Origin of the sequence: Thalassospira sp. MIT121401 (genome assembly GCF_047125595.1) — a bacterium.
In the GTDB taxonomy this organism is placed as follows: Bacteria; Pseudomonadota; Alphaproteobacteria; order Rhodospirillales; family Thalassospiraceae; genus Thalassospira; species Thalassospira povalilytica.
In genome coordinates this window covers 3828396-3841983 of sequence record NZ_CP138926.1, presented here as the reverse complement: position 1 = coordinate 3841983, position 13588 = coordinate 3828396, and the positions used below count along the sequence as shown (strand labels likewise).

At 54.6% G+C, this 13588-nt stretch carries 12 protein-coding genes; 2 read left to right on the top strand and 10 right to left on the bottom strand.

The window, feature by feature from the left end:
* Positions 1-336: 336 nt before the first annotated feature.
* The 8 genes from SIB88_RS17765 to SIB88_RS17730 all read right to left on the bottom strand — a co-directional run bounded on the left by SIB88_RS17765 (position 337) and on the right by SIB88_RS17730 (position 9885).
* Positions 337-1680, bottom strand: a complete 1344-nt coding sequence (locus SIB88_RS17765) for a flagellin (RefSeq protein ID WP_412558707.1) — start codon at positions 1678-1680, stop codon at positions 337-339.
* A 265-nt stretch (positions 1681-1945) separates the two neighbouring features.
* Complete coding sequence (locus tag SIB88_RS17760) at positions 1946-3295, bottom strand: flagellin (protein WP_101247573.1); 1350 nt, start codon at positions 3293-3295, stop codon at positions 1946-1948.
* A 110-nt stretch (positions 3296-3405) separates the two neighbouring features.
* A complete protein-coding gene (fliW, locus tag SIB88_RS17755) occupies positions 3406-3876 on the bottom strand; it encodes a flagellar assembly protein FliW (RefSeq protein ID WP_068517440.1) in 471 nt (156 codons plus the stop codon).
* Positions 3877-4242: 366 nt separating this feature from the next.
* Entirely contained in the window at positions 4243-5472 is a 1230-nt protein-coding gene (locus SIB88_RS17750; protein ID WP_068517441.1) for a flagellin, read from the bottom strand.
* Between the two features lie 26 nt (positions 5473-5498).
* Positions 5499-7907 (bottom strand): flagellar hook-associated protein FlgK, encoded by a 2409-nt coding sequence (flgK, locus tag SIB88_RS17745; RefSeq protein ID WP_286887231.1) that lies wholly within the window; start codon positions 7905-7907, stop codon positions 5499-5501.
* Between the two features lie 17 nt (positions 7908-7924).
* Positions 7925-8386, bottom strand: coding sequence for a hypothetical protein (locus tag SIB88_RS17740; protein ID WP_156480807.1), 462 nt, complete (start codon positions 8384-8386; stop codon positions 7925-7927).
* A gap of 3 nt (positions 8387-8389) precedes the next feature.
* The gene (locus tag SIB88_RS17735; protein WP_101247571.1) at positions 8390-8737 is read right to left on the bottom strand and encodes a rod-binding protein; all 348 of its coding nucleotides are present in this window, start codon (positions 8735-8737) and stop codon (positions 8390-8392) included.
* Complete coding sequence (locus tag SIB88_RS17730) at positions 8737-9885, bottom strand: flagellar basal body P-ring protein FlgI (RefSeq protein ID WP_101247570.1); 1149 nt, start codon at positions 9883-9885, stop codon at positions 8737-8739. Before SIB88_RS17730 ends, SIB88_RS17735 begins: the two co-directional genes overlap by 1 nt.
* Before the next feature lie 388 nt (positions 9886-10273).
* Between SIB88_RS17730 and SIB88_RS17725 the strand changes: the two genes are divergently transcribed.
* Positions 10274-10717: a flagellar assembly protein FliX gene (locus SIB88_RS17725; RefSeq protein WP_412558706.1), complete on the top strand. Its 444-nt coding sequence runs from the start codon at positions 10274-10276 to the stop codon at positions 10715-10717.
* A gap of 150 nt (positions 10718-10867) precedes the next feature.
* A complete protein-coding gene (gene dksA, locus SIB88_RS17720; protein ID WP_008890403.1) occupies positions 10868-11284 on the top strand; it encodes an RNA polymerase-binding protein DksA in 417 nt (138 codons plus the stop codon).
* Between the two features lie 257 nt (positions 11285-11541).
* Here dksA and flgH read toward each other — a convergent pair whose 3' ends face one another.
* Both flgH and flgA read right to left on the bottom strand, forming a co-directional pair.
* Entirely contained in the window at positions 11542-12315 is a 774-nt protein-coding gene (gene flgH, locus SIB88_RS17715) for a flagellar basal body L-ring protein FlgH (RefSeq protein ID WP_412558705.1), read from the bottom strand.
* A 139-nt stretch (positions 12316-12454) separates the two neighbouring features.
* The gene (gene flgA, locus SIB88_RS17710; RefSeq protein WP_068517447.1) at positions 12455-13417 is read right to left on the bottom strand and encodes a flagellar basal body P-ring formation chaperone FlgA; all 963 of its coding nucleotides are present in this window, start codon (positions 13415-13417) and stop codon (positions 12455-12457) included.
* Positions 13418-13588: the final 171 nt, after the last annotated feature.

The window sequence follows — 13588 nt, the reverse complement described above, 5'->3', positions numbered from 1 at the left end:
TCCTACTTGGATAGCTCATAGTGGCATTGCCACCATAAATTTTCGGCCTCTTGCCGAAAGCGGACTTGAAGATCTTCCTGATCAGACGGGTCCATTCGAGTAGTCTTAATATACGTAAGTATGTGTATCCTGTCCAGAAGATTCTTTAGTGTAATCTAATTTAATAATTTCAATTGGTTATTATGATTTTTGCAGTCTTGCCTTTCAGGGCTGCAGTTGTTTGTCGCCCGAAATAGCAAGGGCGCCTTCAATTTGGCGAATCCATTTTTCGGCTTTTCATAATGAAAAAGGCGATCCGAAGACCGCCTTTTATCAATGCATTTCAAGTCGCCAGGATTACTGGAGCAGACGCAGCAGGTTCTGCGGCATCTGGTTTGCCTGTGCGAGCATGGCCACACCGGACTGAACCAGGATCTGCTTGGAGGTGAAGGCGGTCATTTCCGCAGCCACGTCAAGGTCAAGCAGGGTGGAGCGTGCCGATTCAGTGTTTTCCTGCGTGGAAGCAAGGTTCTGACCAGCAAAGTCCAAGCGGTTCTGCGAGGTACCAACTGCAGCACGTGCGCGCTGCAAATCGTCAATCGCCCGGGTAACAACTTCAACAGTGTTCTGAGCGGCAGCAGCAGTTGCAATATCAACAGTTGCGTCATTCAGGGCTGTTTCAGTGCCACCAACGCCGGTTCCAAGAGATCCGGAGTCAACAGATGTCAGACTGATCGACAGGCGGTCATTCGCGGTGTTACCGCCCCCGACCTGGAACTCGATGCTGTTTGCCAACTGCTGGCCATTGTCAGCTGCCATGGTGACGACGTTACCAGCAGCAGAGTCAAGGCCCGAGCCATTGAAGTCGGTGTCGGTGCCGAAGTCGGATGCGCCGGTGTTATCAGCACGGATTGCAGCGACCGAAGCCGAGAAGTTGGTGTTAACCGTGAAGCTCAGACCAAGTTCGTCAAAGTTCAGGGTTGCACTTTCGCCTGCGCCAATCGCCGTGGTGCCGGACGTCCGGAAGTCGGTCACGTCGATCGACTGGGTACGGTCAGCGGCGCCATCAATGGTGCTGGTGACGGTCATGATGACCTGGTCGCCTGCGCCATAATTGATGTTCACGGTGAAGCTGTTATCGGTAACGCCACCGGAGTTGGCATCCGTTGCCCAATAGTTGTTGTCGGTGATGGCAAAGTTGTCAAAGCCGTTCACGGCAACAAGGGCTTCACCGCCCTGACCGGCAGCAAGGTCGCCGAACTCGATAGCGACATCGCCACCATTACCCAGCAGCTGAATGCCGTTGAAGTTGGTGGAGGATGCGATACGGTCGATCTCGTCACGCAGTTCGGTGAATTCGTCGTTCAGGAAGCCGCGTTCGGTATCGGACAGGTTGCCCGAAGAAGACTGAACAGCCAGCGTCTTCATACGAACCAGGATATCATCGATGGTTGCCATGCCGCCATCGGCGATCTGGAGCATCGAGTTGGCCTGACCAACGTTAACCGTTGCCGTTTTAAGTGCCTGGGTGGTTGCGTTCAGACGTGCGCCGATGGCCATGGAGGCGGCATCGTCACGTGCGGAAACAACACGGGTACCAGAAGACAGTTTCGACAGCGAACGGGTCGCCATCTCGTCAGATGCGGAAAGGTTACGGTGCGCAACGTTCGCAGCGTAGTTCGAAATGATATTGAGAGCCATATTGTAACTCCTACATGGATAGCTCTGGTGGACATGTCCACCAAAAGAGTCTGGCAAGCGCCAGTGCTGCAATTGCAGCCTGCGCAGTCATCCTGACTGCACTAAGCAAAGCCTAGCTTTATCATGCTATACTTAAGGTTGATGTGTTGTCTATGAAAAACTTAAGCAACCATTAATGGGTACTTTTGATCATTAATCATGAAAATGAAAAAGGGGGCGGTTATGACCGCCCCCTTTGTAAGGTCGATTAAGACTAAGTACGATGTTATCCCTGCAGCAGACGCAGCAGGTTCTGCGGCATCTGGTTTGCCTGTGCGAGCATGGCCACACCGGACTGAACCAGGATCTGCTTGGAGGTGAAGGCGGTCATTTCCGCGGCCACATCAAGGTCCAGCAGGGTGGAGCGTGCCGATTCAGTATTTTCCTGCGTGGACGCAAGGTTCTGACCGGCAAAGTCCAGACGGTTCTGATAGGTGCCGATATTGGCGCGTGCGCGTTGCAGGTCGTCAATTGCACGTCCGATAACTTCAACAGCACTTTGTGCATTTGCAGCAGTATCGATCGCGTTGTCGGTAAGATCTGCAATAGAGTCCTGTGTGCCGGCGGAACCGGACCCAAGAGTCTCAGAGTCGACCGCGGTAAACGAAATTGCCAGACGATCATTTGCCGTATTGCCAGCGCCAACCTGGAAGTCGACGGTTTGTTGCAATTGCTGGCCGTTGTCGGCCGCCATGGTGACGACGTTGCCAGCAGCAGAGTCAAGGCCCGAGCCATTGAAGTCCGTGTCGGTGCCAAAGTCGGATGCGCCGGTGTTGTCAGCGCGGATTGCAGCGACCGAAGCCGAGAAGTTGGTGTTGACCGTAAAGGTCAGGCCGAGTTCATCGAAGTTCAGTGTCGCATTGTCACCGGCACCGATCGCGGTCGTTCCACCCGTGCGGTAATCAGTGATATCGATCGACTGGGTGCGGTCAGCGGCGCCATCAATGGTGCTGGTGACGGTCATGATGACCTGGTCGCCAGCGCCGTAATTGATATTGACCTCGAAGCTGTTATCGGTCACGCCGCCTGCGTTGGCGTCCGTTGCCCAGTAGTTGTTGTCGGTGATGGCAAAGTTGTCGAAGCCGTTCACCGGAACAAGGGCTTCACCACCCTGACCGGCAGCAAGGTCGCCGTATTCAAGTGCAACGTCACCACCATCACCGAGCAACTGAATGCCGTTGAAGTTGGTGGAGGAGGCGATACGGTCGATTTCCTCGCGCAGCTGAACGAATTCGTCGTTCAGGAAGCCGCGTTCGGTGTCCGACAGGTTGCCGGACGATGCCTGAACGGCCAGCGTTTTCATGCGCACAAGGATGTTGTCGATGGTTGCCATGCCGCCATCTGCAATCTGCAGCATCGAGTTGGCCTGGCCGACGTTAACCGTTGCCGTTTTAAGTGCCTGTGTCGTTGCATTCAGTCGGGCGCCAATCGCCATCGACGCTGCATCGTCACGTGCGGAAACAACACGGGTACCAGAAGAAAGCTTTGCAAGCGACCGTGTCGCCATCGTGTCCGAATTGGTCAAGTTGCGATGGGCGACGTTCGCTGCATAGTTGGAAATAATATTGAGAGCCATTTTTTTCCTCCTACACGGATAAGACTGAATGGCCCGGCCATTCGATCTCTCGGCTACATTGCCTTGTGGAACATCAAAGCAATGCGCGTGCCAGTTATGCTAGGCAAAAATTACAGGTCATGCTGCACGGAGTATTTTTCATTCGGCAGAATATGCTGCCAGGCGACCTGACGGCCGGTATCGACAAGAATGGGGGCGCGCAGGTTGGTTGACATCGTGATGCCCTGGCCGCCCGGTGCGCTGCGGATCGTCACAACCATCAGAATGGCCATGTCCGCGCTGTCAATCGCCAGGCTTTTTTGCGCATTCGTAAGGTCTTTTTCAGCGTAAACGCCGCTTTCCATATTATAGGGTGCGACGATGAAGGACAGATTGGCGTCCGTCAGGCTTTGATACAGTTTGAACTGATCAAGCGACGTGTTCGGGATATTCGCCAGACCGAAGACATGATGTTCAGGAAAGCCAAGAAGGCCAACCGGCATATAAATGCCCTTGTCCCAACTGAATTCGATATCGCCAAAGCGTGTTTCCACTGTGACGGATTCAGGTGTTCCGTTTTCGGCGACGTTTTCGGTATCCATTCCCGTTATACTCCGGCGGTCGAAAAGTTCTGTCTGCTTGCACGTTATGCGCTATTAAGCGGACAAAACAGTTAAAGAAGCAATTAAATATCGAGGCCCAGCCCCCATTAACATGCTTGCAATGGCAGATCAGAATTCAAAAGATGCTTCAGGCAAGATATCAGAAAGATCGCATTCTTTCAAAAACTTGCAATTGAATGTTCCCCCGAATTCCCCGTCATTTCAAAGAACAACCGCACTTTTCGAAACCTTTGCCACCATCCGTGAACCCGGAATGATTGCCCGGATGCCGTGAAACGGTGGCATGTTTTCGAAAATAGCGGTTGTCATCACATTCATGTTAATGAGGTCTGACCCGTTGAATAATCAACGCAAATAGTTAGCCAAAGATAAATCTGACGCCCGCGAAATGGCAATAAAGCTTGCCTGCAGGGCAGTTTCATACTGCGACAGTTCGGCAAGGGTCAGCGGCACGTCAACAGTTTCAATGTCACTGATTGCCTGGGCAGCAAAAACCTTGAAGTCCTGATGGCGTGTTTCAAACCGTTCGACATTGGCGATATCAAGCCCGATCTGGCCCTGAACGTTGGGCAGATCGTTGATGGCTTCGTTGATAAAGCCGATCGCAACCGTCATTGCATCCTGATCTTCGGTGCCGGCTGCAATACCAAGCCCCTGAATCAGTTTCTGGAATGCAGGATTGTCGGCCAGAATACCGTAAGAGACGTTGTATTGTTCATCGACACGCACTTCGAGGATTTGCTTGTCGCCATCATAATAATCGGCATCCGGACGCGGGTTCGGGATCTTTTCCATCCCCAGTTTGGTCAGGAAATCACCCGCACCGCTTTCGGTGATCGTGATTGTCCCGTTGCCGACATTTTCGATATTGAGCAACGGATTGCCTTCACCGCCAAAACCGCGCAGCGATGCAATCGCGCCATTGGTCGTGACACTGTTGATGGCATCGAGAATATCGTCAATGTCATCGGTCGCAGCGTTATAGTTGACGTTGGTTGTGACACTGTTGCCGTCAACATCGGTGCTGACGATCTGAAGCTGTCCGGTGGTAACGCCAAGTGCGGCAAGGGTCGTCGTGCCGGTCAGCGCAACGTCAAGGTTGCTCATATAGTTGTCGGGCGCGCCGATCTTGTCGATATCGACAGCCGGGTCTTCGGAACGGCCACCGGCAAACAAATAGCGCCCGTCAAGATTGGTATTGAGCAGGTTGGCGATCTGCTGCAAGGCCTGTTCGGCCTCGTCCATGATGTTGACGTCGTCGGCCTGCTGGGCCGAACTTGCCTGAATAAGCAGCGTCTTCATCTGGGTTGCAATTTCCAGCATGCTGTCAACAGCTGTTTCCATGCTTTGCAAACGCAGCTTGGCCTGTGTCGTGTTGCGCAGATACTGCTCGGTACGGGTATATTCGCCCTCAAGATTGAGCAGGCGCTGCGCACTGTCGGCAATACCGGCATAGTCGCGCGATTTATAACCGCTCGATGCCTGGTTCTGCAAATCCGTTACCTTGGCCGCGTTCCGGATGGCCAGATCCGACAACAAGGTATGGTTTGTATAGGTTGCGACACGAGATACCATGATATCCTCACTTTATAAGCCGCAGTTTAAACTGCATTGAGCAATGCATCAAACATTTCATCAACCGTAGAGATCACCTGGGCTGATGCTGTATAGGCGCGCTGGAAGATGATGAGGTCTGACATCTCTTCATCAAGGTTGACGCCTGCTTCGTTCTGGATGCGGGTGCTCAGATCCGTGACCAGTCCGGACTGGAATTCATAGGAGCTTTCAGCCACCTTGGTCTTGGTCGCAGCGGTTGCAACGATGCCGGCTGCATAATCGGTCAGCGACGTGCGCTCACCAGACAGACCGTCGGTTGCTTCGAAATCGATATCGGTGCGTTCAAAGGCGTGGCTTAGCGAAAGGGCCGCGCTGTTGTCGCCTTCATGGACACCGAACTGAATGCCAAGTCCAAGCACCGTGGTCAGGGCGTCCGCATTCGGCAGGCCGCTGTCGGTGAAATAGAATGCATCGCCATCGGCATCGGTGACGCTAAGCTTGTAGCCGCCGATCTGGCTGTCAAACACGACTTCGGCGGTAATGTTGTTATCGGTCAGGGTCGCGCTGTTATTGATCGCATCGGCGATATCCTGAAGCGATGAGGTGCTGTCATAGGTGATGTTGACATCGGTGAACTCGCCACTGACCGTAAGGGTATAGTTCAGGGGCGGCGGCACCAGCGGACCCAGGTTGGGAATGGCATTGTCCGGATTGACCACTGCGGTCGTGGTTTCATAGGTGTCGGCATTCATCTGACCGCGCACAATTCGTGACGGGTCGTTCTGAATGGCCGAGGAAACGCTCATATTCCCGGAAAGGTTCGGTTGATCCTCTGTCAGGCCAAGCTTGCTTGACAGGGTACCGGAATCGGTAACCGTCAAGTTGGCGTTATATTCAATGACAAGACGATAGCGATCACCATCCTCGACGATAAAGGCCGTAGACTCTGAATCCGCGACTGTCATGCCCGCCCCCTGCAGGGCGGTACGGATATTGTCACGGATGTCTTCAAGGGAATCTGTTGCCGTGTAATTGACGGTGACCCCGCCAACCAGCACGCCGGACCCAGCCGAGATCGTAAAGGAATTGGCCGTAATATTCAGCGCGTCGGTCGAGCTGCGTTGTGCGGACGTCGTAATGGTGTCCGATTGCTTGACGGTCGCGATAAAGTCGTTCAGGCCGAAATAGTGCGACATGCCCTGTTTGCGACCGTCACCGGTGGTGATCTGACTGTCCATTTCGTTGATGGCAACACGGTTGCCATCTGTGCCTTCGATGACAAGCTTGTTGTCAATCAGCGACGCCGTCAGATAGCTGCCTGCGTCAGAGTTGTTGATGGCATCAACAATGCCCTGAACTGTCGCCGGGGTCGTCGGCAATGCGATATCGGCCCAGCTGTCACTTGCGACAAGCTGCCCGTCGGCATCCAGTGCCGCGACACGAAACGCACCGGTCGCAGTCAGCGGGTCACTGGCTGCGACGATACGGTTACCGGAAAGGTTGGCTGGGGGCGGGAATGCGGTGCCTTTGTTATGCTCTTCATTCAGGGCATCACGCAATTCGCCGGCAAGTTCGTTCACCTGATCGTTGATGGCCGGGATTTCAGAATCACGCATTTCAAACAGGCCCTTCAGCGTACCGGTACGCAGGGTGTCCGTGATGTCTTCACCATTTAGGGTGATACCAGAACCACCGGTTCCAGGTTCGAAGCCGGCCGTTTGGGTAAAGGTCAGTTTGTTCGGCGTGCGATCAAGCAGGGTATTTGCACCTGCCGCCGAATAAATCACCATCGAACCGTCGCTGCGGCTAAAGGTGGTGATATCAATGATCTTGGATAGCGCGTTGAGTTTCTGGTCGCGCTGGTCTTCAAGCTCGGTGGTCGGCTGTCCAAGGTTCTTGAGGCGGATGATGCCGGTATTCAGATCTGCAATCTGGCTGAGCAGTGTGTTGGCGGAATTGACCTCGTCCGTGATCTGGTCGTCGATGTCATCGCGCATATCCTGAAGCTGACTTGACAGCTTCTCGAAGGATTCAACAACCTGAATGGCGCTTTCGATGGCCTCGATCCGGGGTGAATTCTGGTCCGGGGTGACGCCAAGCTGTTCAAACGCATCGGCAAGATCGTTGATGCGCTGACTGATCGCTGCATCAGACTGAACCGTGCCAAACAGCGTCTGGACACGCTGGAAAAACTCGTAGCGCGCTTCTTCGCGACCGGCTTTGCCCAGTTCACCGCGAACTTCGCGCAGAAGGCCTTCATTGACGTTGCGATAGATGTCGGCGATCTGGGATCCGGCACCCGTGCCATCGAGTGTCAGGGTTTCCTGCCCGGCAATCTTTTTGGAATAACCTTCGGTATTCACGTTCGAAATGTTCGAAGACGTGATGGCAATGCGTGCCTGGGCCGTGTTGAGGCCGGAAATCGCAGTATTGAGTGCCTGGGTCAGTGACATGATACGCGCCTTTACACTTAGAGCGTTTCATTGACGCTGTATGCGCCGCCGGATTTGTTCAACGTACGCCCGTAACCGCCAAGCGATGCCTTGCTGGTCTTCGCCGACCGGTTATAGGTGGTGCAGTCTTCCTTGGCCTTGTCATTTACAGCGCGGACAATGGCCTGAACGACACGTTCATTGGTGGCCTTGGCTGCCTGGAGTGCCGTCATGTTGCGACGGGCGGCTTCCTGGAACTCGGCCTGGAGTTCACGCAGTTCAGCGCGGTCTTCTTCGGGCATGGCACGAAGTTCTTCACCGCGGCCGCGCAATTTCACGACCAGTTGCTCATACTGCATCGACAGGGCAGATTTTTCCGACAGGAACTGCTCATATTCGCCGCGTGACAGCGTCCGCAGCCCCGTGGTTTCACGTTCCAGCAGGGACATGAGGTCATAGGTGACGCTTTTCAGTTCTGTAACCAACTCTTGAGTGGTCATTTTTTACCCCTCCTGGATTTTGAGGATCTCGCGTGTGACAGCATCTGCAATTCCGATGCCACCTGCGCGGGTCATTTCTTTGGCATATTCATCAACAAGCATGGAGCGCATCATCGTTTCGCCGTGACCACCACCAAACATTTCGTTGGTTTCGATCCCGGAAAACATGTGGCTCAGCATCTGGCCGAGGAACATGGATTCAAATTCTTCACCGGCTTTGCGGGCTTCGGCTTCGGTCTTGATGTGACCATCCGTAAGCGAATTCATCCGCGCGGCCATATTGTTCTGGGTGCCGTATTGTGCGCTGGCCTGGGCCTGGGCCATCAGGGCAGTTGCGCCGTCGGTCATCATCACATCACCTCGATTTCAGCCTGAAGGGCGCCCGACGTCTTGATCGCCTGCAAGATGGTGATCATGTCGCGCGGCCCGACGCCAAGGCTGTTAAGACCATTGACCAGTTCCTGAAGGCTGACACCGCCATCCATGATGCCAAGCTGGTTGTCTTCGCCTTCGTCAACCGCAACATTGGTGCGATCAACTGTCTGGGTGGTGCCGGTCTGCGAGAAGGGCGACGGCTGGGAAACCTGCTGGGTTTCGGTGACCCGGATGGTCAGATTGCCCTGCGCAATGGCAACGCGGTTTATCCGGACATTTTCGCCCATGACAATGGTGCCGGTGTTTTCGTCAATCACCACGCGGGCAATCTGGTCAGGTTCAACACGCAGCTGTTCGATATCGGTCAGCAGCGAAACCACATTCTGATTATAGCGTTCCGGGATGCTCAGTCGCACGGTGCCCGGATCGCTCGGGCGGGCGGCAACTTCGCCCAGATAGGCATTAATTGCATCCGATACGCGGCGCGCAGTGGTAAAATCAGGGTTGCGCAAGACAACAGACATGTCCTGCATGGAATTCAGGTTGAAATCGATTTCGCGTTCAACAATCCCGCCATTGGCAATGCGGGCCGAGGTCGGAACACCTTTGACAACCGTTTCGGCATTTCCGCCGGCCGAAAAGCCGCCAACCGCCAGATTGCCCTGGGCAACGGCGTAAACTTCGCCATCCGCACCCACCATCGGGGTCACAAGAAGTGTACCGCCCTGAAGGCTTTCAGCCGTACCGATTGCACTGATATTGACGTCGATGCGCGAACCCTGACGGGAAAATGGCGGCAGGGTCGAGGTCACCATAACAGCAGCGATATTGTCAGAATCAAGGTCGTCGATCTGATCGCGCACATTGATGCCAAGACGTTCAAGCATGGCCACAAGGCTCTGACGGGTGAAGTCGGCATCGCCTAGATCATCACCGGTGCCGTTCAGGCCAACCACAAGACCGTAACCAACCAGCATGTTGTCACGTACGCCTTCGAAATCGGCGATATCCTTGATACGTGACTGGGCCTGTGCCGGTGCAGTGCCAAGCTGCAAGACGGCGAACAAGCCAAGTGCGACGACCATTGTCGCTTTGCGTGCTGTTTTGCCAAGACCTGTGATCATATTCTCAATTCCGCTTTGACGTGGGATGCAACTGCATCCGGCAAATGGTGCGATTGAAGATGTGAACCGCGTTTGTCAGCTGTTCTGCGAAAATCATGCCAAGTGAGGCTTTCCGCGCGCTATCGGACCAAGCCCGCAGAAAATGGCGGCAAAACATGTCCATATGCAGATATGGGCCTGCGCCGGGGCGATTGTTTCGCCCAACCCGGCATTTTTTTCCCGTTGCGCGCGTCCCGCGATTGAGGGAGACTCCACTTTTCCAGTGAACTGAACGGTAAACGGTTATGTTCAGTCTGGCGAACAGGGCGCGCAATGCCGATGTGGCAGAAACCGGGTGCCTGTTTGCGATAATGAATATGATCTTACCACAACGAGACGGATACGGGTCATGAAGGTTAGCGGGTCCAAAACAACCGGGACGAGCGGAACATCACGCAAAAAGGCGTCAGGGTCATCTGGCGGCAGCGGTTTTGCCGATACCATGCGTTCGCTTGACTCGTCGGGCGATGCCGGTGGTTCTGTCGGTGTCCACAGTACGGGCAGTGTCAGCGCCCTTGATGCCCTGCTTGCGCTTCAGCAAAGCGGGGATGCATTGGACTCCCCGCGTAAGGCCGCCGTGCTGCGTGCCAAAAGTCTGCTGGAACAGCTCGAAGCTGTTCGGGACGGTTTGCTAAGCGGGGCGCTTTCTGGTCCGCGTCTCAAGCAACTTGTCGGTCTGATGGATCAACAGCGCGAAATGATTGATGATCCTGAACTTTCCGCGGTTCTCGACGAGATTGACCTGCGGGCACGGGTCGAACTTGCAAAACTTGAGGTTTCAGGCCTGATCTGACTGTTTAATTTACAGTATTTTTCAGCTGAAAATCGCAGTTTTCTGCCCGTTTGGTGGCAATTTACGATTTATTTGTTCAATCGGCTTGCACCACCCGCTGGCTCCCTCTATATTGCCGCGCGATCGATGAGTCCTGTATAGAGGGCATACATGACTATCACACTACCACCTGACTATCGTCCTGCTGAGGACGAAGAGTTCATGAACCCGCGCCAGCGGGAATATTTCCGGCAGAAACTTCTGACCTGGCGGGCAGAACTTCTGCACGAATCTTCGGAAACATTAGCGAACCTGCAAGATGGCGGGCTGCAAGAACCTGACCTGACCGACCGTGCGTCGGCTGAAACGGACAGGGCGCTTGAGCTTCGCACTCGTGACAGGGCGCGCAAGCTTATTTCAAAAATTGATGCTGCTTTGCGTCGAATTGAAGACGGGTCATATGGTTACTGTGAAGAAACCGACGAGCCGATCAGCTTGAAAAGACTTGAAGCTCGTCCAATTGCAACCCTGAGCATTGAAGCCCAGGAACGCCACGAACGGATGGAGCGCACGCGTCGCGACGACTGATCGCGCCGGGTGACCAAAAGATCAGGAGCCGCAAAGTCGGCCCTTACCATGTAACATCATGGTCTTGTGGGAGATTACTGGTTAGGGATAACCAAATTCAAAAGCCCGGCCCTTTGGCCGGGCTTTTCCCGTTTTTGAACCGGACACAAAAAAGACCGCCGGCAAAGGGCGGTCTTTTTGGATGTCGTGGTCGTCTTTTATATCCTGTCTGACAGGAACCCGGGAATGCGGATCAGACAGGGGTCATAGACGCTGCCTTAGAACGGCAGAATGATATCAAGCACTTCGCTACCATAGCGCGGCTGCTGGACATCGGAAATGGTGCCGCGTCCGCCGTATGAAATGCGGGCTTCGGCGATCTTGTCATAATTGACTTCGTTGGCTGAACTGATATCGGCAGCGCGGATGACCCCGGCAATCTGGACTTCACGAACTTCGCTGTTTACCCGGATTTCCTGACGCCCGTGGATGACATAGTTTCCGTTGGGCAGGATCTGAATCACGATGGCCGCAACGCGAAGATCGATGGCTTCGGTTCGGTCAAGCGACCCGGTACCACGGTTGGACGTGTTGCTGTCCATATTGAACATGTTGCTCGGATCAATTGTCTCGGGCAGAACTTTGGTGAATTCGGACTCAAGTCCGAACAGGTTCGGCACTGCCAGGTCTTCGCTGTTGGTGCGCGAACGGGTTGTGGTGTTGGCCAGTGCCGCACTGTCAGACATGTCGACAACAACGGTCAGGATGTCGCCAACCTGATTGGCGCGCTGATCCTTGAAGAATGACCGTGCCCCGGCCCGCCACAGCGAGTTCGGGTTGCTTTCGGCAAGTTGCGGTGCAGGCATCGGCAGGCTGACCGGGCGATAGCTTTCCGACTGGGTCGGATTGTCGATCGAGGACAGTTTCGGCGGTTCGCCGACTTCCGAAAGACGTTTCATCGCATTGCAGCCCGAAAGCAGCGCTGTTGCGCCGATCAGGCCGGTGACAAGCGCAAGGCGCCGCCAAGAATTCTGTGTGGTTTTAATAGGCATGAGGTCCTCCTGGGTTCCTGCGCCTATTTACGCAAGGATCATGCCAGTTCGCATGCCCTGATCTGGGAAAAGCTTGCCGGGTGGTGCAGGGACAACGTGGCAGGACACGACGGTACGGGGAGTGCGGAGCAGGTGCGCCCTATTGCGACATGGCGGGCAGGGCGCGGACTTCGTTTTCGGCAACAACTTCGACCTGGATGGTTTTGTTGCTTGATTGATTGACCACGCGGATCACGTCCCCTTTTGACCCGTTTTCAAGCGCCTTGCCGCGGGCGGTCAGTGACATGTTTGCCGTCACCAGCCGGATGGTGACCAATGCACCGCGGCGCACCAGGATCGGATTGGTCAGATCGCGGAACAAAAGCGGCTCGTTCGGTGTGCCGGCCCGCACAACTTCCTTGCCGATCACATCATTGATATCGCGGATCGCCCCGGACGGAACGCGTTCGGATCGGAAATCACGATATTCGACCTGGTCAGGGCGAATGATCTGGCCGCGTGAAACCGGTTCGACCAGAACCGGCACGGATGACAGCGGGTAATATTTGCCGCTGATGCGATATGTGCGTTGCTGTGCGGTTTGTGCGGCCGCCGTGACGCTGGCGACAAAACGCTGGGTGCGCGAATTGACTTCAAGTGCGGTCACATCAACATTGTTCAGCGCATCGACCGGCAGATGGATCTGGAAATTCTCGCTCGACAGGTCAACCGTGAACGGGCGCTGGATGCCATGGTCAACCAGGGCGATTTCAACCGCATCGCGGATTTCATCAATGGTGATGATCTGGCTTGCGCGTGTTACCAGAACCTGATCGGCGGTGGTGCGCGGACGCCAGTTGATGTTGTGGCGCTGGGCGATGCCATAGAGCCAGCGGTAATCAAGAACAACCTGCTTGCCCGGTTGCGGCGCATGGGCAACGGCGATATCGGCCTGTTGCGGATCAATGCCGGTAAACAAATCCCCCAGCGTCACATACTGTCCTTCGACCAGCGCATCTGGTTTCAGAAGGATGTTGGCTTCGAGTTGCTGGCTGTTATTGCGCGAATTGCCACCGTTCGAGGATTGCGCAAAGGCCGTCCCGACCGGAACAATAAGCGACATAATCGCGAGCGAGAGGATTATTTTCTTTATTTTCATGCGCCTAGGGTCAGGGCCTGTTTGTTTTCGTGTGACAGTCAATCAGGTTTGCGCTGACTTAAAAAGCAAAACCGCAAAAAAGATATGATCTTTCGGGATCTTGCGACCAGTCAACCCGTGCTGATCCGACCGGCT